We start from the raw sequence: 22,698 nt of genomic DNA on the forward strand, positions 1-22,698 counted from the left end.
CGCACGTCTTATCGGTGGGCAGGCTGTGGACACCTGCGCCGCTGTTGAGCGTCATATACGCACATCAACGGCGAATTGCAAGGAAAAGCGAAGCGGGCTCAGGCCGCCTCGCTGTCGCGGTTCTCCTGCCAGATATGCAGGTTCAGGACGGTGGCAAAGGACAGCCAGCCCAGATAGGCCAGAAACACCATGCCGGCCAACAGGTCATGCCAAAAGGCCGCAATCGCCATCACCGCCACCACGACCCACAGCGCCGCAATGACCCCCAGGGCCCAGTCCGGCTTGCGCGCTCCGAAAAACACCGGGGTCCACAGCGTGTTAAGCGCAATCTGTGCCGACCACAGCGCCAGAACGAAACCCGTTCCCGGCAGTACCGCCAGCCGTGCGGCGGCCCAGGCGATCAGGATGTAAAGCAGGCTCCATGCCACCGGAAACACCCAACGCGGCGGGGTGAAGGGCGGCTTGACCAGTTCGTCATACCAGCTGTCGGGTTTGAAAATCAGCCCGGTCGCGGCCGCAGCCCCGCAGGCAATCAGGAAGGTCAGGAAAAGCATGCTGCACCGTCAGGCGACGCGGCCGCCCCGTTGCGCCGCATCACGCAAACCATCCATCACCCGCACAAGTTCCGTAGCGATTCGCGGCTCGCTCAGCGCATGACCCGAGGCCGGGACCATCCGCAGTTCGGCCCGGTCCCAGCCCTGCGCCAGTTCCCAGGCGGTCTGCGGCGGGCAGACCATGTCGTAGCGGCCCTGCACGATGACGGCGGGGATATGCTCGATGCGGTGACGGTCGCGCAGCAACTGGCCCTCGTCCAGAAAGCAGCCATGGGCGAAGTAATGGTTCTCCAGCCGGGCAAAGGCGCGGGCGTAATCCGGCGGCGCATGGCCCGAGCTGGAAATCTCCAGCCCCGCCAGCGCGTTTTCCCACATGATCCACGGCAACGAGTAGCGAATCTCTTGCCCGCGATCGCCACCGAACAGGCGGCGGTGATAGGCCATGATCATGTCGTCGCGTTCGGATTCGGGAATGGGTCGCTGGAATTCGGCCCAGCGATCCGGGAAGAACCGCGCAACGCCACCGCCATAGAACCAGTCCAGCTCGGCCCGCCGCCCAAGGAACACCCCGCGCAGCACCAGCGCCAGTACTGCATCTGGATGGGCCTGCGCATGGGCCAGCGCCAAGGTCGCGCCCCAGCTGCCGCCGAACAGGATCACCCGACCCAGCCCCAGCCGTTGGCGGATCAGCTCGATATCGGCGACCAGATGCTGCGTGGTATTGGCCGCGACCTCGGCATGGGGGCGCGAACGCCCGCAGCCGCGCTGGTCGAACAGCACCGCCCGATAATGCTTCGGATCAAAGAAACGCCGCATGAAGGGGCTGCAACCGCCGCCCGGACCGCCATGCAGGACGATAACGGGGACGCCTTCGGGATTGCCGCTTTGTTCCACGTGAAGGATGTGGCCATCGCCAACGTCGATCTGCCGCTGGTCGAAGGGTTCGACCATCGGGTGCAGCTTGCCCTGCGACGGATTGCCTCCGATTTGCCCTGCCAATCTGTCCATGCCCCGACTATATAACGGCCCGCAGGCGCCCGCCATACGAAGGACGGCCAGATGAACGAAAGACCGCAGACCAGCAGCATCGACCCCGCCGAGGTGGCCAAGTTCCAGGCGATGTCGCAGGAATGGTGGGACCCGCAGGGCAAGTTCAAGCCGTTGCACATGCTCAATCCGACCCGGCTGGACTATGTCACCACCCAGATCGCGGCGCAGTTCGGCCGTGACCGCGACGCGGCGCTGCCCTTCGAAGGGCTGACCGTGCTGGATATCGGCTGCGGCGGCGGCCTGATGTCCGAACCGCTGGCCCGTCTGGGAGCAACCGTCACCGGTGCCGACGCCGCGTCGGAAAACACCGCCATCGCGGCGCTGCACGCCAAGAAGCAGGGTCTCGACATCGACTACCGCGCCACCACCTCCGAGGCACTGGCTGCCGAGGGGCACAGCTATGACATCGTCATGGCGCTGGAAATCGTCGAGCATGTCGCCGACCCGGCGGAATTCATCGCCACCTGCCGTGATCTGGTGAAACCGGGCGGCATGCTGATCCAGTCGACGCTGAACCGGACCATGCGCAGCTTCGGCGCAGCGATCATCGGCGCGGAATGGGTGATGCGCTGGCTGCCCAAGGGCACGCATGACTGGAATCGCTTCATCACCCCGGATGAACTGTCAGCCATGACCGAGGCTACCGGCATGCAAGTGGTCGATCGCTGCGGCATGGTCTTCAACCCGCTGGGCTTCAGCTGGTCACTCTCGCATCGCGACCTGTCGGTGAACTACGCGCTCACCGCGCTTCGCGACGCCTGAGTTTCTTCGTTTCCTAAATACCCAATGCTGACCGCGCCACTGTCGCGGTCAGCGCTCTTCCGGGCGCAAGGCTTCCTCAAGCTGGCGGCGCAGCAGGCGCAGCACCGGCAGGGCGGCGCGCACGCGCTCGGCCCCGATCTCGCGCACGACATCGCCGATCCGCGGCATGAAGGCCGCCAAAGCCGCATCGCGCGCCGCGCGTCCCGCCGGGCTGATGGCCACGAATTTCCGCCGTGCATCATCCCAGTCGGGCCGGATATGGATATGTCCTGCCCATTCCAGCCGTGACAGGGTGTTGGTCATCGCCCCCCGCGTCACGTGAAACGCCTCGGCCAGTTCCGCCGGGCTGCGCTCGACCCCCAGATGTGCCAGCAGGTTCAGGACCGAGAAATGCGAGATCTGCATGCCCTTGGGCAGCGATTTCCCGATCAGATCGCGCGCCAGTTGATCTGCGATGAAGACCTCGGAAAACAGGCTCGCCGCCAATGCATCGGCGGAACCCTCGGTACCGGAGGGTTGATGTTCAACGGGCTTGCCTGGCATTGCTCTCTCATGGTCCCGAGTAAACTCGGTCGTGGGTCAGGGATGGGATGCGGGAACGTGCCCCGACTACCGCCGCCGGGTCAAGGGTCACAAGCGTGACGCCGGGTTCGGTTCCTGCATCCGCCAACACCTTTCCCCAGGGATCGACAGCCATCGTATGCCCATAGCTGCGCCGGTGCGGGCGACCCGACGACAACACGTTTTCGTGCAAACCCGCCTGCGCCGGGGCCAGCACGTAGCAGCCGGTCTCGATGGCGCGGGCGCGCAGCAGCACCTCCCAATGGGCGGCACCGGTGGTGACGTTGAAGGCGGCGGGCACGGTCAGCACCTGCGCGCCAGCCTTGGCCAGATCGCGGTAAAGATGCGGGAAGCGCAGGTCGTAACAGACCGTCATCCCGATCGGCCACGAACCTTCGGCCACCATCGCCGTCGCGCCGGGCCGGAACGAGGCGGATTCGCGATAGGTCTCGGTCGGCGAAACCTGCACGTCGAACATATGCAGCTTGTCGTAGCGCGCGACGATCCCGCCATCCGGCGCAATCAGGAAGCTGCGATTGGCAAAGCGGCTGTCCTCGGGGTCGCCGGTCTTCAGCGACAGCGACCCGATCAGCAACCAGATGCCCAGTTCGCGCGCTTCTGCGCGCAGGGCGGCCAGCGTGGGGTCGCTGTCCTCGGTGCATAGCACGCGATCCTGCGTCTTGCGGTCGGCGTTCAGGATATTCGTGGCCTCGGGCGTCAGCACAAATTCCGCGCCGCGCCCGGCGGCCTCGCGGATCAGGGCGCGAGTGGTGATCAGGTTCCGCGCCGGATCGTCCGACACGCAAAGCTGCACCAGCCCGGCCGTGACCGCAGCCAGCGTCATGCGGCCTGTCCGAGCAGCCGGTCCAGCTTGCCGTCGCGCTCCAGCGCGTGGATGTCATCGCAGCCGCCGACATGCTGACCGTCGATGAAGATCTGCGGCACGGTCCGGCGGCCACCGGCGCGCTGGGTCATCGCGACGCGCAGGTCGGGATCGCGCGCGACATCGGTTTCCTCAAAGGGCACGCCCTTGCGGTTCAGCAGCGCCTTGGCTGCGACGCAATAGGGGCAGGTGGGGGTGGTATAGATTTCGACCTTGGCCATCATCACGACTCTCAGTGTGTTTCCGTCCCGCCTTATCTAGGTATCCTTGACCGCGCGTGCCAGAACCACGACCGAGATCGGCCCTGATCCCGCGGCGCGCAGCGTCTCGGCCGCCGCAGCCAGCGTCGCCCCCGAGGCCATCACGTCATCGACCAGCAGGATGGAACGGCCCCGGATGTCGCTGGCATGGCGGCGGGTGATGCCAAAGGCATCCTCGACATTGGCGAAGCGGTCGTCGACGCTGCCATGATCCTGCATCGGCGAATGGCGCAGCCGCCGCAACCCGTGCGGCAGGTGAATCAGGTCATAGACATGGGCGACCCGGTCGGCCAGCAGCTCGGCCTGATTGTATTTCCGACCGATCAGCCGCCGGATATGGACCGGGATCGGAATGACCAGCATCTCGGGGCGGATCAGCGAGGCTGCGGCGCGCGCCACCCAGTCGCCAAGAATCGGGGACAGGTCGGGCCGGTCATTATGCTTGAGCATCATCGCCAGCTTGCGCCCGGCCCCGTCATAGACCATCGCCGCCCGCGCGCGCAGCCAAGGCCGGACCATGTGCAGGCATTCGTCGCAGATCAGAAAGCCGCCCTCATCGTCCTCATCGCCCAGAAGCTCTCCGGGCAGGGGGGCACCGCAGCGCGAACAGGCGCAGCCGGTGATGAAGCTCGTGTCCGACCAGCAGGTGGCGCATAGCGCGCCATCCTCGGCAACCGCTTCGCCGCAGCACAGGCATTGCGGCGGAAAGATCAGCCGCAAACCGCCTTTCATCATGCCACGAAGCCCATTATTGTGCGCCACCATGATGAATGCCCATCAAAAACCCGTCCCCCAATTGATTGACCGAGCCGCGCTTATGCGCAATCGGGCCCGTGCAGAGCGCATGGGTAGTGTCGATTTCCTGCATCGCCTTATCGCTGACGAAATCGAGGATAGACTGGCCGAGGTTAACAGGCAGTTTACCGATATTGCCGTCGTGACCGGCATGCCGGAATTCTGGCAAGGCGTCTTTCCTCAGGCGAAGATCGTCGCGGACAGTCCCGATCTGGCGCTGGAATCCGGCGCACATGATCTGGTGATCCATGCCATGGCGCTGCATTGGTCCGAAGATCCGGTCGGCCAGATCGTGCAATGCGCCCGTGCCCTGCGCCCCGATGGCCTGTTCATCGCCGCCTGTCCCGGCGGTCGCAGCCTGTTCGAGCTGCGCGATGCCCTGACCCGCGCCGAGGCCGAGGTCGCAGGCGGTCTGTCACCGCGCATCCTGCCCATGGGCGAGATCCGCGATCTGGGTGCGCTTCTGGGCCGGGCGGGGCTGTCCCTGCCGGTCGCGGACCAGATCAGCCAGAATGTCAGCTATCGCGGGCTGATCCATCTGGCGCATGACCTGCGCGCCATGGGCGAGGGCAATGCCCTGAATGCCCGCCTGCGCCGTCCGACGCGACGAGATGTCCTGTTGCGGGCAGCCACGCTGTATGCCGAATCCCATCCCGATCCGGTGGATCCCGAACGCATCCGTGCCACCTTCGATCTGGTCTTTCTGACCGGTTGGGCGCCCGATGCCAGTCAGCAACAGCCGCTGCGTCCGGGTTCTGCAAAGATGCCGCTTGCCGAAGCGCTAGCCCAGTTGAGGAAGACCGACGAATGAGCCTGTCCGCGACCGTTCCCGCCGATCACCCCAAGGCCGCCCCCCGCCGCATCGGCGTGCTGGTCGCCAATCTGGGCACGCCGGACGGCACGGATTACTGGTCGATGCGGCGCTATCTGAACGAGTTCCTCTCGGACAAGCGGGTGATCGACCTGCCAAGCTGGAAATGGCAGCCGATCCTGCAAGGCATCGTGCTGACCAAGCGACCCTTCACCTCGGGGGCGAACTACAAGACGGTCTGGAACAATGAGGCCGATGAAAGCCCCTTGATGACCATCACCAAGGCTCAGGTCGCGGGCCTGCGCGAGCGGGTGCAGGAGATCTGGGGCGACCGGGTGTTGGTCGATTTCTGCATGCGCTACGGCAATCCCTCGACCGAGTCGGTGGTGGAGCGCATGGTCAAGGCAGGCTGCGACCGCATCCTGTTCTTTCCGCTTTATCCGCAATATGCGGGGGCGACCTCGGCCACGGCGAATGACCAGTTCTTCCGCGCGCTGATGGCGCAGAAATGGCAGCCCGCCGCCCGGACCGTCTCTGCCTATTTCGACCGTCCCGACTATATCGAGGCGCTGGCCGGATCGGTCGAGAAGGCGCTGAACGGGGCCACGCCGCGCAAGCTGGTCGCCAGCTATCACGGCATGCCGAAACGCTACCTGATGCAGGGCGATCCCTATCATTGCCAGTGCCAGAAGACCTCGCGCCTGCTGCGCGAACGTCTGGGCTGGGCACCGGAAGTGATCGACACCACCTTCCAGTCGGTCTTTGGCAAGGAAGAATGGCTGAGACCCTATACCGTCCAGCATGTCGCGGAGCTGGCGAAACAGGGCATCACCGAGATCGCCGTGATCTCGCCCGCCTTTTCGGCGGACTGCATCGAGACGCTGGAGGAAATTCAGGGCGAGATCCGCGAGGCCTTCATCCATGCCGGGGGCAAGGAGTTCACCTATATCCCCTGCCTGAACGCCGAGCCTTCGCATCTGGACGTGCTGACCACCATCATCGCCGAGAATCTGGGCGGCTGGACATGAAAAAGGCCCCCTCGGGGGCCTTTCGCATTCTAAGGTGATCCGCGTCAGATCAGCAGCACCTGCGTCCCGATCTTGGTCAGGTCATACATCTGCTGGATGTGTTCGTTATACAGGCCGATGCAGCCGTTCGACGACTTGCGGCCGATCTTGCGCGTGTCATGCGTGCCGTGGATGCGGTAATACTGCCAGCTCAGCCACAGCGCATGGGTGCCCAGCGGGTTGTCCGGACCGGCCGGCACGAAATCGGGCCATTCCGGGTTGCGCTTCTTCATCTCGGGGGTGGGGGACCAGGTCGGGCCCTTGACCTTCTTGATGATCTCGGTGCGGCCGGTGCGGGTCAGGTCCGAGCTGACCGGAACCGAAGTCGGGAACAGTTTGTAGACCGTCTGATCCTCGGACCAGAAATGCAGCGCGCGCGAGGTCAGGTCGACCAGAATCGCGCCGTTCTTCAGGTCGCTGAAATAGGGCTGCCAGTCCTGCATGCGGAAGCTGGAGATGTTGCGGCGCGAATCCTGGTTGCTGTCATATTGCACCATGCCCGCATCCGGGGTGGCGCCGCCGCCGGTGCCCTGCAGGGGCTGGCCGGTATAGGGATCGATCGACTGGGCAATGGCCGGTGCAGCAAGCCCGGCCGCCCCAAGCGCCACCGAGGTGGACAGAAACTTCCGGCGCGAGACCGGATTTTTCGGGGTGATCATGTATCGCTCCTGAATAAGTCGTGGACCGCGATTGGCGGCCGACACTGCCCGTTTTTTGTTTGAGGTGTTCCGAGGGGGAATTACGCGCAGGCGGGGGCGCTTGCAATTCAAACTCGCGTCATTGTCGCTTCCTTGCCGCAGTATGTTGCGCTCACGCAATCTTGGGTTTGAAGCCGGGCGGTGGCTTTTGTAAGGCTGGCGGCAAAATTTCTTGCGGACAGAAACAACATGCTGAAACTTTCTACCCTCGCGCTGGTCTCGGTGCTGGCACTGGCGGCCTGCCAGTCGCAGCAGCAACCCCAGCTTGGTCCCGACGGTCAGCCGATTCCCGTGGCCTATAAGATCACCCCGCGCGAAGAGGCCCAGATCCCCGGCCGCGTCGCCGGTCAGATCAACCAGCTGCGCGCCAATATCGGTGCGCCCGCCGTGATGCAGAACCCGATGCTGGACATGGCCGCGAAAGCCCATGCCCGCGACATGGCTGCCCAGAACCGCGCCTGGCATTTCGGCTCGGACGGCTCGTCGCCGCTCGACCGCATCCGGCGTCAGGGCTACACGGGCCACCTGATCGGCGAGAACATCTCGGAAACCTACGAGAACGAGATCACCACGCTGAACGCATGGATGCAGAACCGCGACACCCGCGACGTCACCATGGACCCGCGCGCGACCGATTTCGGCATCGGTTGGTATCAGGAACCGTCGGGCAAGATCTGGTGGGTGCTGCTGACCGGCTCGAACTCGATGGCGGCACCTGTCGCTGCGGGCGGCATGACGCTGGCGCAAGCTCCGGGCCTCTGATCCGGTCCTGAAATGCGAAAGGCCCCGAGGTTTCGGGGCCTTTTTTCATGCCCGGCGGGCAGAGTCGTCAGGGGTAAAGAAAGATCGGCGTGCCCGGCCGAACCATGGCGAATATCTCTTCGATCTCCTGATCGGTGACGGCGATGCAACCGGCGGTCCAGTCGGGGCGGTTCAGCGCACGCCCTTCGGGGCCAAGCCCGTGGATCATGATGTCGCCGCCCGGACGCAGGCCCATCATCGCGGCCCGCGCCACATCCTCGGTCGAGGGATAGGAGATCCCGACCGACAGGTGATAGCGGCTGCGCGGGTTCATGCGGTCGATGAAATACGCGCCCTCGGGGGTGCGGCTGTCACCTTCGAACATCTTGGGGCCGATGGGCTGGCCGCCAAGATTGATGGCGTAGCTTTTCAGCACGGTGCGACCGCTGATCAGATACATCTGACGTTCGCCCTTTTTCACCACGACCTGCGTGACCGGCGGACCATGGTAGGTCTTGAACTTGCTGCTGGGTGGCTGGACGCTGTCGCCCCCGCAGTTCGCCAAAAGCGAAACCGCAACCACCGCGATCAATGCGCGAATTGCCCGTATCATTCACTGCCCTCTGCGTGCCTGTGCACGGTCTCGTTGGGCATTGGATAGCATGGGGGTAAATAATTCGCTAGCTTCGGCGAATTTCCGCCACCGTTTCGACATGGGGTGACCAGCGGAACTGATCGATCACGAAAAGACGGGAAATCACCAGCCCGGACTCGGCGAGAATCCGCGCATCACGGGCAAAAGTCACCGGGTCGCAACTGACCCAAGCTGCTCTTTCGACGCCGGATTTCGCGATTTCGCGGGCCTGCGCCTCGGCTCCGGCGCGGGGCGGATCGATCACGATCGCGTCAAAACGCAGTTCGTCGGGCAGCAGTGGGCGGCGGGCAAGGTCGCGGATCTCATGGGTGATTCGATGCAATCCGGCAACGCGTCGAGCGGCCGCGTCCAGCGCCTGAAGCGGCGCGGACAGCCCCTCGACGGCATGGACATCGGCGGTTTCGGCCAAGGGCAACGAGAAGGTGCCGCAGCCCGCAAACAGGTCCAGAACGCGCGCGGCCCCCCGTGTGATGTCGCGGACAGCGGCCAGAAGCGCGGCCTCGCCTTCGGCTGTGGCCTGCAAGAAACTGCCCGGAGGCGGGGTGACCTGCGCCCGGCCAAAGGGGATCAGCGGCGGGCGACGGGTGATCGACTGGTCGTCCCAGGTCAGGCGGGCCAGATCGCCTTCATCGGCCAGTGCGGCAAGGGTCTGGAACAGTTCCGGCTCCATCGGCTTGCCGCCGGTCACCGCGACATCCAGCCCGGTCAGGCTTTCACTGACGGTCAAGGACAACTCACCCGCGCGCGATCCGCCCGCGATGACGATGCGGCGCAGCAGCGGCAGCGCCGCATGAATCGCCGGGCGCAGCACATGGCAATCCGCAATGTCGACGATGACCTCCGAGGCGCGGGCGTGAAAGCCCAGAAGCGCCCCTTTTTTCGTGCGCCGCCCCGACAGCACCGCCCGCCGACGCGAGCGCGGCGGCGACACATGCACACCGGCGATTGGCGCGGCCAGTCCCTGCGCGCGCAGGGCTTCGGTCACGACGCCGACTTTCCAGCCCCGCACGAATTCCTCGGAGCCATGCATCAGCGAACAGCCGCCGCAGGCGCGGTAATGCGGGCAGGCAGGGCGAACGCGGTCAGCCGAAGGCGTCACGATGCGCGGCGCGGCGATGCGGCCGGCCTCGGCCTCGCCCTCGATCACTTCGCCGGGCAGGGTCAGCGCGGCCAAGGCGCGCGCACCATCGGTGATGGCCACGCCATCGCCCTTGCGGCCCAGCCGCTCAACAGTCCAGATCGTCACTCGGCAGCCTCGGTCGTCTCGTCTTCGTCAGTTCCAAGGAACCCGCCCGATTGGCGGTTCCAGTAGCGGGCATAGGTTCCGTCTTGCGCCAGCAATTGCGCATGCGTGCCCTGTTCCACGATCTGCCCGTCCTCCAGCACGACGATGCGGTCCAGCTCGGCGATGGTTGACAGGCGGTGTGCGATGGCCAGCACGGTCTTGCCCTGCATGGCGCGGTGCAGCGCGTCCTGAACCTGTGCCTCGACCTCGCTGTCCAACGCGCTGGTGGCCTCGTCCAGCACGAGGATCGGGGAATCCTTCAGCAGGGCACGTGCCAAGGCGATGCGCTGGCGCTGCCCGCCCGACAGTTTCACGCCCCGCTCGCCCAGATGGGCGTCATAGCCGACGCGTCCGGCATGATCGCGCAGGTTCAGGATGAAGTCATGCGCCTCGGCGGCGCGGGCGGCGGCGATGATCTGCTCCTTGGTCGCATCGGGGCGGCCATACAGAATGTTGTCATAGGCCGAGCGGTTGAACATCGCAGTTTCCTGCGTGACCATCGCGATATTGCGGCGCAGGCTTTCCTGCGTGACCGCGCGCAGGTCATGTCCGTCGATCCGAACCGCGCCCTTTTCCACGTCGTAAAGCCGCAGCAGCAGCGACACCATCGTGGACTTCCCGGCTCCTGAGGCGCCGACGATGCCCAGCTTTTCACCCGGTGCGATCTGCAGGTTCAGGTCATGGATGCCGCCCTCGGGGCGGCCATAGGCGAAATCGACATGGTCGAATTCGATGCGCCCCGCGACGCGACCCAGTTCGATCGCATCCGGCGCATCGGTCAGGGCATGCGGCGGGGACAGGGTCTTCATCCCGTCCTCAACCTCGCCGATCGAGCCCCAGACGCCCATCAGCGCCATGCTGACCCAACCGGTCATCTGCGCCAGCCGCATGGCGATTGCGCCCGATGTGGCGATATCGCCGGGCGTGGCCATGCCGTTGCGCCACAGCATCATCGTGCCGCCCACCAGAATGACCGGCAGCGCGCCCGCGACGGTGATCAGCGACAGGCGGAACCATGTCGAGACCCGGCCGAAATCCAGCGCCCTTTCGCGGAACCCGGCCATCGCACCAAGGGCGGCGCGGTCCTCATGCTCGGCATGGGCGAACAGCTTGACGGTCTTGATATTGGTGATCGTGTCGACGACCTGACCGGTAACCAGCGCTCTGGCCGAGGCCCGCCCGGCCGAGCTTTGCCGGATGCGGGGCAGGAAGTAGCGGATCAGCGCGAAGTATGAGCCCAGCCAGACCAGCAAGGCCAGCGCCCCCCAGCCATCGACCGAGACCAGAAACGCCGCCGAGCCCAGCACCGAGGCCAGCGCAAAGGCCACCACGTTGACCATCTCCGAGGCGACCTCGGTCACTGCCCGCGCGGTCTGCATCTGCTTTTGCGCGATGCGCCCGGCGAAATCATTGTCAAAGAAGGTGACCGAATGGCCCATGGTCCAGCGATGCAGCCGCGACAACACCAAGGGCATGATATTGGGGTTGATGATCACGCTGGAACTGGCGGTCGACAGCCAGCCAATGGCCGGACGGACCACCAGAAAGAACAGCACGAACCCGGCCAGCAGTCTGCCATGCTGGGACAGGAACTGCTCGGGCGAGGTCGCGACCACCGCGTCGATGACCCAGCCCAGCAGCACCGCCGTCATCACATCGGCTACGCCCCCCAGTGCCGAGGCGATGCCCGCAATGGTCAGCCCCGTCCACGCCCCGGCCAGACACCAGCGGAAAAAGGCCAACAGGGTGCGCGGCGGTGGCCCGTCCGCCGGGCGGAAGGCGTCGATCATGCGGGCGAAGCGGTCATGCATCATTCAGTCACTCTTGCGCTGCCGGTCCTGGCCAAGGGCCAAGGCAAGCAGTTCTTGTTTCGAAAGCGAGAAGCCGCTGTCGATAAAGGCAGTCTCGGCCTGCCGCAATGCCGCGCCGATGGCGGGACCGGACAGTTCGGGCATCAGGTGGCGGGCCGCGATGGGCAGCTGCGCATCGGCGGCATGGGCAATCTGTTGCTGCCAGTCCGGCGCGGGTGGCGTGCCGCGCGCGGTGGCGATCAGCGCGGCACTGCGCGCGATATGGGGGCCGAAGCGATAGGCGGCGGCAGGCAGCGGCAGGGTCAGGGCGGTGGCGATCTGGTCCTGCAGGCGGGTCTCGTCGCGTGACAGGCGCAGGGCCTGTGCGGCGTTATCGGCACCCAGAAGCGCCAGCCGGACCGGCCATTCCGCGGGCAGTCCCAACGTGGCTTCGGCCGCGATCAGCGCGGGCAGGTCGTGGGTGTCGGCACCGGGCAGGATATGGCCAAGAACACCGGCCCGGGCCATCAGTGCGACGGCTTCGGTCGGGTCGGGGGCGGCCAGCAGCTTGCGCGTCTCGGCCCCGATCCGCTCATGCGAGATCCCGTCAAGCCCTGCGGCCAGTTCGGCGCAGGCGGCAAGCGCCTCCGGATCGGCGGCGCCCTTGGCGCCATACCATGCGTGGAAGCGGAAAAAGCGCAGGATGCGCAGGTAATCCTCGGTGATGCGGGCGCGGGGTTCGCCGACAAAGCGCAGGCGTCGCGCCGCCAGATCGTCCAGCCCGCCGACCGGATCAATCACCTCGCCCGAGGCATCGGCGTAAAGCGCGTTCATGGTGAAATCGCGGCGATGCGCGTCTTCCTCGATCCGGTCCGAGAAGGCCACCACAGCGCGGCGGCCATCGGTTTCCACATCGCGGCGGAAGGTGGTGACCTCATAGCCATGACCATCGGCGACCACGGTGATGGTGCCATGCTCGATCCCGGTCGGCACGGCGCGCAGACCTGCTGCTTCGGTCAGGGTGACGGTCTGTTCGGGCAGGGACGAGGTGGCGATATCGATATCGGAAACAGGCTGGCCCAGCAGGGCGTTCCTGACCGCGCCGCCGACGATCAGCGCCTGATGACCCGCACCGGTCAGCGCGGTCAGCACGCGATGCAGCCCGGAATCGTCAAGGAAAGGTGCGGAAATCCGGGTCATTGCGCCAGCCGCAGTGCCAGCGCATGCAGCACCCGCGCCGTCGCCCCCCAGATGTAATAGGGACCCCAGGGCGCCACGTAATAGGAACGCCAGCCGCCCAGCCAGCGGCGACGCTCGATGCGGTAGCTGGCCGGGTCCGCGATATGGGCGAAGGGGACGGCAAAGACCTCATCGACCTCGCCGGACTCGGGGATTGGGGTGAAATCGCCACGGATCAGGCCGATGACCGGGGTCATGGCAAAATTGGTGACGGTGCGATGGGCGGGCAGCACGCCAAGGACTTCCACCTGCGAGGGTGGCAGGCCGATTTCCTCATGCGCCTCGCGCAGCGCCGCTCCGACCGGGCCGTCATCGCCCGGCTCGACCTTGCCGCCGGGCAGGGCGATCTGGCCGGGATGGTGGCGCAGCCCGCTGGCCCGCTTGGTCAGGACCAGACGCCCCTGCCGGTCGAATGCGGCAAGAACGCCGGCCGGTCGCGGCTCGGTCGCGGCCAGGGGCAGGCTGTCCAGATCATGATCCGAGGAAGGCCCCGCCGGAACCGACAGGGCCTTGATCAGCCTTTCGCGCAGCAGGGATTGCGGCGCGGTCAGCATGTCATTGCGCCGCTTGATCGGCGCGGGGCAGCGGCTTGCCATGCTCGTCCAGCGTCGCCTCAAAGCCAAGGCTGCGCGGGTCGAACTCGTAATGCGCGCCGCAGAACTGGCAATCGGCGGTGACGATGCCGTCTTCGGTCGTCATGTGGCCGATATCCTTGGCCGAATAGATCGACAGCGTGCCGCGCACCCGGTCCGGGTTGCACGAGCAGCCGAAATGCAGGCCCTGACGCTCGAACGCGGTCGGCTGTTCCTCGTGGAACAGGCGGAACAGCAGGTTGGGCAGCGGCAGGCCGGGATCGACCAGTTCCATCGCCTCGACCGTGGCCAGCAGTATGTTGGCGCGGTTCCAGTCCTCGGATTGCGCGCCTTGCAGGATGTCGGCCGATTCCAGTTCCTCGCCATTCTCGGCGATGGCGCGGGGCTGGGCGGGCAGGGTCTGCAGCATGATGCCACCCGCGCGCCAGTGATCCTCGGCCTGACCGGCCAGACGCGAGCGACCCACGGTCACCTCGAACTTGGTCGGCAGCTGCTCGGACTGCTCGAAATAGGCCTGCGCGCAATGCGACAGCGAGCCACCGGCCAGCGGCGTCAGGCCCTGATAGGGGGTGTTCCCCTCGCCCTGATCGATCAGCACGGCGAAATAGCCCTCGCCAATCTGCTCGAAGGCGGGACGGTCGTTGCTGAGGCGCGCCGCGTCAAAGCTGGCCCAGGCGCGGATGCGGGCGGGGCCGCCCTCGGTCTCGGGGGCGTAGTAATCGGTGGCGATGGTACGGATCGCGCCATTGCCGCGCACCTGCAGCGACAGCTTCCAGCGCAGCTTGATGGTCGGGCCGATCAGCGCGGTCAGCGTGACCAGTTCCGCGACCATGGCGCTGACGGCCAGCGGGTAGTCGTGACGCGACAGGATATGCTCAAGCAGCGGACCGACCCGAGTGACGCGTCCACGCACGCCCGAGAGTTCAAGCTGAAAGGGCAACACGCTGTCGTCCCAGGAAAGATCCTTCGTTTGAGCCATGATATGTCCTTCGGAATGAGGGGCGCGACCCGGCCTTCTGGCGGCGCGCGTTGCCCCCAATATAGAGCTTGGACCGAAAAGCCCAAGGGGGGCGCTTAGACCTGCGGCAGGAATGAGCCCTTCATGTCGCGGATATGGTCATGCACCCGCATCCCGGCGGGCGAAAGCTGGGTGTCCTCGCGCTTGAGCAGGAACCAGCTGCGCTGGATCGGCAGCCCGATCGCCCGGACGGAAACCAGCCGCCCCGAACGCAATTCCTCGGTCACCGTATGCAGGCTGATCAGCGCGATCCCAAGCCCCGCGATCACCGCCTGCTTGATGGTTTCGTTGGTGCCCATCTCGACCATGCGCCAGGGCGTCCCGTCGCCGATCCGGTCCAGAAACCGCGTCATCAGGATGCGCGTCCCCGAACCGCGTTCCCGCGCCAGAAAGGTTTCCCCCAGCAGGTCCTGCGGCAAGGCGGGATCGGCATCGGCCAGCGGATGGTCGGGGGCGGCGACGATGACATGGGGATGGGGGCCGACGGGTTCTGCCACGACGGCGGGGCTGCGCGGCGGACGCCCCATGATCGCCAGATCGACGGCCCTTGCGCCCAGCCATTGGATCACCGCCTCGCGGTTGCCGATGCGCAGGGTCACCTCGACATCGGGCAGGGCGCGGCGCAGCACGGCCACCAGATGCGGCGCGAAGTATTTCCCGGTCGAGACCACCCCCAGCGACACTGCCCCGGTATGGCCGCTTTGCAGGGCGGCGACCCGGCGCGCGCAGGTTTCCAGCGCGACGGCGATCTGGGCCTCGGCCTCCAGCATGGCGCGACCCTCCTCCGTTGGTCGGAAGGCACCATGTTCCGCCCGGATGACAAGGGGGGCGGACATCAGGTCCTCCAGCGCGCGCAACTGGCCATGAATCGCGGGCGGGCTCAGACCAAGGTCGGTTGCCGCCCCGGTCAGCGAACCGCTGTCGATGACCGCGCGCAGGGCGCGCAGCTGGCGCAGGGTGACGGCATCGATGCGCGACATTCGGAATTCCTGAAAGATGGTTTCAGTTTATTAAATGTTCCTGAATGTCAGCCCGTGTCAACAAAGAGGTGGGAACCAGCCACGGGAGGGGCCGATGACCGCCACCAGCATCGACACCGCGCTGATTCCGGGCGAATTCCGTCCGCTGATGCAGGCCATTTCGGAAGCTGCGGTCAAGCTTTCCGAACTGATCCGGCAGGGCGGCGATCTGGCCCGCCCGGTCGGCACGAATTCGGACGGCGATGGCCAGAAGGCACTGGACGTGATGGCGGACGATCTGTTCCGCACCACGCTGGGCCGGGCCGGTCTGCGCTGGTTCGCATCCGAGGAACAGGACAGCTCCATCGAGATGAACCCCTCGGGTCGGATGGCCATCGCCATCGATCCGTTGGACGGATCGTCGAACATCGACACCAATGTCTCGATCGGGACGATCTTTTCGGTCTATCCGGCCGAAGCCACGGCCGAGGCCAGCTTCCTGCGCCCGATGCGCGAACAGATCGCGGCAGGCTACATCATCTATGGTCCGCGCTGCGCGATGATGGTCAGCTTTGGCGACGGGTTGCAGCATTACGCGCTGGACCCCCGCTCGGGCCAGTTCCGCCCGGTCGCGGCACGGATGGAGATCCCCGAGGCTGCGTCGGAATTCGCCATCAACGCCTCGAACTACCGGCATTGGGCACGGCCGATCCGGGCCTATATCGACGACTGTCTGGCCGGGACCGACGGCCCCTGCGAGACGAATTTCAACATGCGCTGGATCGCCTCGCTGGTGGCCGAGGCGCATCGCATCCTGATCCGCGGCGGCGTGTTCCTGTACCCGTCCGACGCCCGCAAGGGTTATGAGCGCGGGCGTCTGCGGATGCTGTATGAATGCGGGCCCATCGCCTTCCTTGTCGAACAAGCGGGCGGCAAGGCCACCGACGGCTGCGAGCCAATCTTGGATCAACGGGTCGAAACGCTGCACCAGCGCACGCCCTTCGTCTTTGGCTCGACCGACAAGGTTGCCCGCATCGCCGCCTATCACGACCTGCCCGAATCCGAGGTCTCGGCCCTGTTCGGTCATCGCGGCCTTTTCCGTGCCTGAGGGGGGACAAGAATGAGCAAGAAACACCCGATCATCTCGGTCACCGGCTCGTCCGGCGCGGGGACGACCACGATCAAGAACACCTTCGACCAGATCTTTCGTCGCGAGGGCATCAAGGCGGTGTCAATCGAGGGCGACGCCTTCCACCGCTTCGACCGCGCCGCGATGAAGGCGGAACTGACGAGGCGGACCGCAGGTGGCGACCACACCTTCAGTCATTTCAGCATCGACGCGAATGAGCTGGCGACGCTGGAAGGGGTCTTTCGCAGCTATGCTGAGACCGGCACCGGCCGCACCCGTCATTACATCCATGACGACCGCGAGGCCGCGGTCCGCGGCACGCCGCCCGGCACTTTCACTGAATGGGCGGAATTCGCGCCGGATTCGGACCTGCTGTTCTACGAAGGATTGCATGGCGCGGTGAAATCCGACGGCATCGACATCGCCGGGCTTGCCGATCTCAAGATCGGGGTCGTTCCGGTCATCAATCTGGAATGGATCCAGAAGATCCACCGCGACAAGGCGAGCCGGGGCTATTCGACGGAAGCCGTCACCGATGTGATCCTGCGCCGGATGCACGCCTATGTGCATGTCATCTGTCCGCAGTTCACCCATACCGACATCAATTTCCAGCGCGTGCCGGTGGTCGATACCTCGAACCCGTTCATCGCGCGTTGGATACCGACGCATGACGAAAGCCTTGTCGTCATCCGCTTCCGAAATCCGCGCGGGATCGATTTCCCCTACCTGACCTCGATGATGCAGGGGTCATGGATGAGCCGTGCGAATTCCATCGTCATTCCGGGGCCGAAGCTCGACCTCGCCATGCAGCTGATCCTGACGCCGATGATCCTGCGGATGATCAGCGAATCCAAACGCGCCTGAAAGGAGCGAAGCGATGAACCAGATGGCAAGCGTTCACCCCGATCTTGAGGCCCAGATGGCCACCGCCATCCGCGTGCTGGCGATGGATGCGGTCGAGGCCGCGAAATCCGGCCATCCCGGCGCGCCGATGGGCATGGCGGATGTGGCGGCGGTGCTGTTCAACCGCTTCATCCGCATTGACCCGGCGGATGATAAATGGCCCGACCGCGACCGTTTCGTGATGTCGGCGGGGCATGGCTCGATGCTGGTCTACGCGATCCATCACATGCTAGGTTACGACGACATGCCGATGGATCAACTGCGCGCCTTTCGCCAGCTTGGCTCGCGCACGGCAGGGCATCCGGAATATGGCCATGCCAAGGGGATCGAAACCACCACCGGTCCCCTTGGCCAGGGCATAAGCACCGCCGTCGGCATGGCCCTGGCCGAGCGGATGATGAATGCGCGCTTTGGCGACGATCTGGTCGATCACTGGACCTATGTCATCTGCGGCGATGGCTGCCTGATGGAAGGGATCAGTCACGAGGCCATCGACTTTGCGGGTCATCAGCGCCTTGGCCGCTTGATCGTGCTGTGGGACGACAACCGCATCACCATCGACGGCGGGACTGAGCTTTCCACTTCGACCGACCAGCAGGCGCGGTTTGCGGCCTCGGGCTGGCATGTGCAGGCGGTGGACGGCCATGACCGCGATTCTGTCGCCCGCGCCATTCAGGCCGCGCGCGAGGACGAGCGCCCCTCGATGATTGCCTGCCGCACGGTGATCGGCTTTGGCGCGCCGAACAAGCAGGGCAGCCATGACGTGCATGGCGCGCCCTTGGGTGCAGCCGAGATCGCCGCCGCGCGTGAACATCTGGGCTGGTCCCATGAGCCCTTCGTGCTTCCCGATGACATCCTTGGCTCCTGGCGCAATGTCGCGGCGCGAGGGGCGGCGGCGCGGGCGGCATGGCAGGAACGGCTGACCAACTCCCCCCTGACAGCCGAGTTTTCCGCCATGCTGGCCGCGCCCGATGCCGCGCGGTTGCGCGAGGCGATTGCCACGCATGTCGCTGCGTTGGCTGCTGACCGGCCCAAGGTTGCCACCCGCAAGTCCAGCGAAATGGCGCTGGAGGTGGTGAACGCGACCCTGCCGAATACGGTCGGCGGCTCGGCTGACCTGACCGGCTCGAACAACACCCGGACCAAGGGGATGACAGCGGTGACCGACGTCGACCGTTCAGGCCGCTACATCCATTACGGCATCCGCGAGCATGGCATGGCGGCCGCGATGAACGGCATCGCGCTGCATGGCGGGCTGATCCCCTATGGCGGGACGTTTCTGGCTTTCAGCGACTATTCCCGGCCCGCGATCCGGCTGGGGGCACTGATGGGGGTGCCGGTCGTCCATGTGATGACCCATGACAGCATCGGTCTGGGCGAGGATGGCCCGACCCACCAGCCGGTCGAGCAGGTCGCGGCGCTGCGTGCCATTCCGAACCTGCTGGTCTTCCGTCCTGCCGATGCGATCGAGACCGCCGAGGCATGGGAGATCGCCCTGACCGCGCCCCACACCCCCTCGGTCCTGTGCCTGTCGCGGCAGAACCTGCCGACTCTGCGCGCCGATGCCGGGGAAAACCTGACCCGGCAAGGGGCCTACACCCTGCGAGAGACTGACGGCCCGCGCGACGTGACCCTGATCGCGACGGGCTCCGAGGTCGAGATCGCCCTTGCCGCCGCCGATCTGCTGGCCGCGCAGGGTGTCCGGGCGGCCGTCGTCTCGGCCCCCAGCTTTGAACTCTTCGTCGCCCGTCCCGCGCCCGAACGCGAGGCAGTTCTGGGCCAAGCCCCCCGCATCGGCATCGAGGCGCTGATCCGGCAGGGCTGGGACGGGCTGTTCCTGCGCCCCGGCGACGGCTTCATCGGCATGACCGGCTTTGGCGCATCCGCCCCGGCCCCCGATCTTTACCGCCATTTCGGCATCACCGCTGAGGCGACCGCTGAACTTGCCAATCAACTGATCCGGGGAGGAAAGTGATGGCCCTTATCACCCTTAGGCAACTTCTGGACCACGCCGCCGAGCATGGCTACGGCGTGCCCGCCTTCAACATCAACAATATGGAGCAAGGCCTTGCCATCGTGAAGGCGGCGGCGGAAACCGATGCTCCGGTCATCCTGCAGGCCAGCCGCGGCGCGCGGTCCTATGCCGGTGACATCATGCTGCGTCGCATGGTCGAGGCCTTGGCCGAGATGAACCCCGCGATCCCGATCTGCCTGCATCAGGATCACGGCAACAACCTTGCCACCTGCATGTCCGCGATCCGGCATGGGTTTACCAGCGTCATGATGGACGGCTCGCTGCTGGAGGACATGAAGACCCCCGCCGATTACGACTACAACGTCGCGGTGACGGCCAAGGTCGCGGAAGCTGCCCATGCCGTCGGGGCCAGCGTCGAGGGCGAGTTGGGCGTGCTGGGCAGCCTGGAAACCGGTGAGGCCGCTGCCGAGGATGGCTCGGGCGCGGAAGGCAAGCTCGATCACAGCCAGCTTCTGACCGACCCCGATCAGGCGGTGGATTTCGTGCTGCGGACCGGCTGCGATGCCTTGGCCATCGCCTGTGGCACCAGCCATGGCGCCTATAAATTCACCCGCAAGCCCGATGGCGACATTCTGGCGATGCATGTGATCGAGGCGATCCATCAGCGCCTGCCCGGCACGCATCTGGTCATGCATGGATCAAGCAGCGTCCCGCAATATCTGCAGGATCTGATCAACCAATCCGGCGGGGTGATGCCGCAGACCTACGGCGTCCCCGTCGAAGAGATCGAGCGCGGCATCCGCCACGGCGTCCGCAAGGTCAATATCGACACCGATTGCCGGATGGCGATGACCGGGCATTTCCGCAAGGTCGCCCGCGACCGCCCCGATGAGTTCGACCCCCGCAAATTCATGATCCCGGCGATGAACGAACTGACCGCTTTGTGCCGCGACCGGTTCGAGCGCTTCGGGACTGCGGGCATGGCCCACAAGATCAAGGTCATCGCGATGGACGAGATGGCCAAACGCTACGCGTCGGGGGCGTTGGACCCGGCCATCACCGGTTCCAAAGCCGCTTGAAACAGGGAGGAGTTGCGATGAACGAGATGTCCAAGACCGAGATCACCGACGCCAAGAAACGCTATGCGGCGGGCGTCCTGAAATACGCCCAAATGGGCTATTGGGATGGCGATTACGAGCCCAAGGAGACCGATATCCTTGCGCTTTTTCGCATCACCCCGCAGGAGGGCGTGGACCCCATCGAGGCGGCAGCTGCCGTTGCTGGTGAAAGCTCGACCGCGACATGGACGGTGGTCTGGACCGATCGGCTGACCGCCTGCGATCAGTATCGCGCCAAGGCCTATAAGGTCGAACCGGTGCCCGGCACGCCGGGGCAGTTCTTCTGTTACGTCGCCTATGACCTGATCCTGTTCGAGGAAGGCTCGATCGCCAACGTGACGGCCTCGATCATCGGGAACGTGTTCAGCTTCAAGCCGCTGAAGGCCGCCCGGCTTGAGGATATGCGCTTCCCCGTTGCCTATATGAAGACCTTCGCCGGTCCGCCCACCGGCATCGTGGTCGAGCGTGAGCGTCTGGACAAATTCGGCCGCCCCTTGCTGGGGGCCACGACCAAGCCGAAGCTGGGCCTGTCGGGCAAGAACTATGGCCGCGTCGTCTATGAGGGGCTGAAGGGTGGCCTCGACTTCATGAAGGACGACGAGAACATCAACTCGCAGCCCTTCATGCATTGGCGCGACCGCTTCCTTTACTGCATGGAGGCGGTGAACAAGGCCAGCGCCCAGACCGGCGAGATCAAGGGCCACTACCTGAACGTCACCGCCGGCACGATGGAGGAGATGTATCGCCGCGCGGAATTCGCCAAGGAACTCGGCTCGGTCATCATCATGGTCGACCTGATCATCGGCTGGACGGCGACGCAGTCGATCTCGAACTGGGCGCGGCAGAATGACATGATCCTGCACATGCACCGGGCGGGCCACGGGACTTACACCCGCCAGAAGAACCACGGCATCAGCTTCCGCGTGATCGCGAAATGGCTGCGCATGGCCGGGGTCGACCACCTGCATTGCGGCACCGCCGTCGGCAAGTTGGAAGGCGATCCGATGACCGTGCAGGGTTACTACAACGTCTGCCGCGAGACCCGGAACGAGGTCGACCTGCCGAGGGGCATCTTCTTCGAGCAGGATTGGGCGAACCTGAAAAAGACCCTGCCGGTGGCCTCGGGTGGCATCCATGCCGGGCAGATGCACCAGCTAATCGACCTGTTCGGCGATGACGTGGTCTTGCAATTCGGCGGTGGCACCATCGGGCATCCGATGGGCATTCAGGCTGGCGCGACCGCCAACCGCGTGGCGCTGGAGGCGATGGTTCTGGCCCGCAACGAAGGCGTCGACATCAAGAACGAAGGCCCGGAAGTCCTGCGCAAGGCCGCCAAATGGTGCAAGCCGCTGGAGGCCGCGCTGGATACCTGGGGCAACATCACCTTCAATTACACGCCCACCGACACCTCGGATTACGTTCCGACCGCATCCGTCAGCTGAGAAGGAGAGAAAGATGCGTATCACTCAGGGCTGCTTTTCCTTCCTGCCCGATCTGACCGACGAGCAGATCCGCGATCAGGTCGAATATATCCTGTCGCGGGAATGGGCGGTCGGAATCGAGTTCACCGACGAGCCTCATCCCCGCAACACCTATTGGGAGATGTGGGGCCATCCGATGTTCGACCTGAAAGATGCCAAGGGCGCGATGATGGAGCTGGATGAATGCCGCAAGGCGCATGGCGACGCCTATATCCGCATCAACGCCTTTGACAGCACCCGTGGCTGGGAGACGGTGATGATGTCCTTTATCGTCAATCGTCCGTCCCGCGAGCCGACCTTCCGCAGCTGGCGGCAAGAGGTCGATGGTCGCAGCATCCGCTACACGCATGAGATGGTCGGATGACGTCAAG

24 protein-coding genes are annotated in these 22,698 nt (G+C 65.2%); 10 read left to right on the forward strand and 14 right to left on the reverse strand.

Going from position 1 to position 22,698, the window contains the following annotated elements:
- Positions 1-98: 98 nt before the first annotated feature.
- The gene (gene tspO / locus GL300_RS22465) at positions 99-554 is read right to left on the reverse strand and encodes a tryptophan-rich sensory protein TspO (RefSeq protein WP_155041921.1); all 456 of its coding nucleotides are present in this window, start codon (positions 552-554) and stop codon (positions 99-101) included.
- A gap of 9 nt (positions 555-563) precedes the next feature.
- Entirely contained in the window at positions 564-1,562 is a 999-nt protein-coding gene (gene pip / locus GL300_RS22470) for a prolyl aminopeptidase (protein ID WP_155041922.1), read from the reverse strand.
- A gap of 51 nt (positions 1,563-1,613) precedes the next feature.
- Here pip and ubiG point away from each other — a divergent pair, with 51 nt between their 5' ends.
- On the forward strand, positions 1,614-2,366 hold the full coding sequence (gene ubiG / locus GL300_RS22475) for a bifunctional 2-polyprenyl-6-hydroxyphenol methylase/3-demethylubiquinol 3-O-methyltransferase UbiG (protein WP_155041923.1): 753 nt from the start codon (positions 1,614-1,616) through the stop codon (positions 2,364-2,366).
- Between the two features lie 48 nt (positions 2,367-2,414).
- Here the strand turns inward: ubiG and GL300_RS22480 are convergent, their stop codons facing one another.
- Genes GL300_RS22480 through GL300_RS22495 form a run of 4 tightly spaced genes read right to left on the reverse strand, consistent with a single transcriptional unit; the run spans position 2,415 to position 4,805 of the window.
- The gene (locus tag GL300_RS22480) at positions 2,415-2,909 is read right to left on the reverse strand and encodes a MarR family winged helix-turn-helix transcriptional regulator (protein ID WP_155041924.1); all 495 of its coding nucleotides are present in this window, start codon (positions 2,907-2,909) and stop codon (positions 2,415-2,417) included.
- A gap of 7 nt (positions 2,910-2,916) precedes the next feature.
- The gene (locus GL300_RS22485) at positions 2,917-3,771 is read right to left on the reverse strand and encodes a carbon-nitrogen hydrolase family protein (RefSeq protein WP_155041925.1); all 855 of its coding nucleotides are present in this window, start codon (positions 3,769-3,771) and stop codon (positions 2,917-2,919) included.
- The gene (gene grxC, locus GL300_RS22490) at positions 3,768-4,031 is read right to left on the reverse strand and encodes a glutaredoxin 3 (RefSeq protein WP_155041955.1); all 264 of its coding nucleotides are present in this window, start codon (positions 4,029-4,031) and stop codon (positions 3,768-3,770) included. Before grxC ends, GL300_RS22485 begins: the two co-directional genes overlap by 4 nt.
- A gap of 36 nt (positions 4,032-4,067) precedes the next feature.
- Positions 4,068-4,805 (reverse strand): double zinc ribbon domain-containing protein, encoded by a 738-nt coding sequence (locus tag GL300_RS22495; protein ID WP_246195350.1) that lies wholly within the window; start codon positions 4,803-4,805, stop codon positions 4,068-4,070.
- A 31-nt stretch (positions 4,806-4,836) separates the two neighbouring features.
- Between GL300_RS22495 and GL300_RS22500 the strand changes: the two genes are divergently transcribed.
- Positions 4,837-5,676, forward strand: coding sequence for a methyltransferase domain-containing protein (locus GL300_RS22500; RefSeq protein ID WP_394207948.1), 840 nt, complete (start codon positions 4,837-4,839; stop codon positions 5,674-5,676).
- Positions 5,673-6,704 (forward strand): ferrochelatase, encoded by a 1,032-nt coding sequence (gene hemH, locus GL300_RS22505; protein WP_155041927.1) that lies wholly within the window; start codon positions 5,673-5,675, stop codon positions 6,702-6,704. Before GL300_RS22500 ends, hemH begins: the two co-directional genes overlap by 4 nt.
- A 44-nt stretch (positions 6,705-6,748) precedes the next feature.
- Here the strand turns inward: hemH and GL300_RS22510 are convergent, their stop codons facing one another.
- Positions 6,749-7,402 carry a L,D-transpeptidase gene (locus GL300_RS22510; RefSeq protein WP_155041928.1) on the reverse strand — a complete coding sequence of 218 codons (654 nt, stop codon included), beginning with the start codon at positions 7,400-7,402 and terminating at the stop codon, positions 6,749-6,751.
- 228 nt (positions 7,403-7,630) lie between these two features.
- Here GL300_RS22510 and dalA point away from each other — a divergent pair, with 228 nt between their 5' ends.
- Positions 7,631-8,203, forward strand: coding sequence for a divisome-associated lipoprotein DalA (gene dalA, locus GL300_RS22515; RefSeq protein ID WP_155041929.1), 573 nt, complete (start codon positions 7,631-7,633; stop codon positions 8,201-8,203).
- A gap of 67 nt (positions 8,204-8,270) precedes the next feature.
- Here dalA and GL300_RS22520 read toward each other — a convergent pair whose 3' ends face one another.
- From GL300_RS22520 to cbbR, 7 genes are all read right to left on the reverse strand, one after another.
- Entirely contained in the window at positions 8,271-8,795 is a 525-nt protein-coding gene (locus GL300_RS22520) for a L,D-transpeptidase family protein (protein WP_155041930.1), read from the reverse strand.
- A gap of 67 nt (positions 8,796-8,862) precedes the next feature.
- Entirely contained in the window at positions 8,863-10,083 is a 1,221-nt protein-coding gene (locus tag GL300_RS22525; RefSeq protein ID WP_343043172.1) for a class I SAM-dependent RNA methyltransferase, read from the reverse strand.
- Positions 10,080-11,933, reverse strand: coding sequence for an ABC transporter ATP-binding protein (locus GL300_RS22530; RefSeq protein WP_155041958.1), 1,854 nt, complete (start codon positions 11,931-11,933; stop codon positions 10,080-10,082). The genes GL300_RS22525 and GL300_RS22530 overlap by 4 nt, the downstream gene beginning before the upstream one ends.
- Before the next feature lie 3 nt (positions 11,934-11,936).
- Positions 11,937-13,112, reverse strand: a complete 1,176-nt coding sequence (locus GL300_RS22535) for a CCA tRNA nucleotidyltransferase (RefSeq protein WP_155041931.1) — start codon at positions 13,110-13,112, stop codon at positions 11,937-11,939.
- Entirely contained in the window at positions 13,109-13,705 is a 597-nt protein-coding gene (locus tag GL300_RS22540) for an NUDIX hydrolase (protein WP_155041959.1), read from the reverse strand. The genes GL300_RS22535 and GL300_RS22540 overlap by 4 nt, the downstream gene beginning before the upstream one ends.
- Position 13,706: 1 nt before the next feature.
- Complete coding sequence (gene hslO / locus GL300_RS22545; protein ID WP_155041932.1) at positions 13,707-14,723, reverse strand: Hsp33 family molecular chaperone HslO; 1,017 nt, start codon at positions 14,721-14,723, stop codon at positions 13,707-13,709.
- A gap of 95 nt (positions 14,724-14,818) precedes the next feature.
- Complete coding sequence (gene cbbR, locus GL300_RS22550) at positions 14,819-15,742, reverse strand: LysR family regulator CbbR (RefSeq protein ID WP_155041933.1); 924 nt, start codon at positions 15,740-15,742, stop codon at positions 14,819-14,821.
- Positions 15,743-15,836: 94 nt separating this feature from the next.
- Here cbbR and GL300_RS22555 point away from each other — a divergent pair, with 94 nt between their 5' ends.
- Genes GL300_RS22555 through GL300_RS22580 form a run of 6 tightly spaced genes read left to right on the forward strand, consistent with a single transcriptional unit; the run spans position 15,837 to position 22,691 of the window.
- Positions 15,837-16,829 (forward strand): class 1 fructose-bisphosphatase, encoded by a 993-nt coding sequence (locus GL300_RS22555; protein ID WP_155041934.1) that lies wholly within the window; start codon positions 15,837-15,839, stop codon positions 16,827-16,829.
- A gap of 12 nt (positions 16,830-16,841) precedes the next feature.
- The gene (locus GL300_RS22560) at positions 16,842-17,714 is read left to right on the forward strand and encodes a phosphoribulokinase (RefSeq protein ID WP_155041935.1); all 873 of its coding nucleotides are present in this window, start codon (positions 16,842-16,844) and stop codon (positions 17,712-17,714) included.
- Between the two features lie 13 nt (positions 17,715-17,727).
- Positions 17,728-19,728, forward strand: a complete 2,001-nt coding sequence (gene tkt / locus GL300_RS22565) for a transketolase (protein ID WP_170297781.1) — start codon at positions 17,728-17,730, stop codon at positions 19,726-19,728.
- The gene (gene fba, locus GL300_RS22570) at positions 19,728-20,807 is read left to right on the forward strand and encodes a class II fructose-bisphosphate aldolase (protein ID WP_155041936.1); all 1,080 of its coding nucleotides are present in this window, start codon (positions 19,728-19,730) and stop codon (positions 20,805-20,807) included. Before tkt ends, fba begins: the two co-directional genes overlap by 1 nt.
- A 26-nt stretch (positions 20,808-20,833) precedes the next feature.
- On the forward strand, positions 20,834-22,288 hold the full coding sequence (locus GL300_RS22575) for a form I ribulose bisphosphate carboxylase large subunit (protein ID WP_370576961.1): 1,455 nt from the start codon (positions 20,834-20,836) through the stop codon (positions 22,286-22,288).
- A gap of 13 nt (positions 22,289-22,301) precedes the next feature.
- A complete protein-coding gene (locus GL300_RS22580) occupies positions 22,302-22,691 on the forward strand; it encodes a ribulose bisphosphate carboxylase small subunit (protein ID WP_155041938.1) in 390 nt (129 codons plus the stop codon).
- Positions 22,692-22,698 lie beyond the last annotated feature (7 nt).

Origin of the sequence: Paracoccus litorisediminis (assembly GCF_009711205.1) — a bacterium.
GTDB lineage: Bacteria > Pseudomonadota > Alphaproteobacteria > Rhodobacterales > Rhodobacteraceae > Paracoccus > Paracoccus litorisediminis.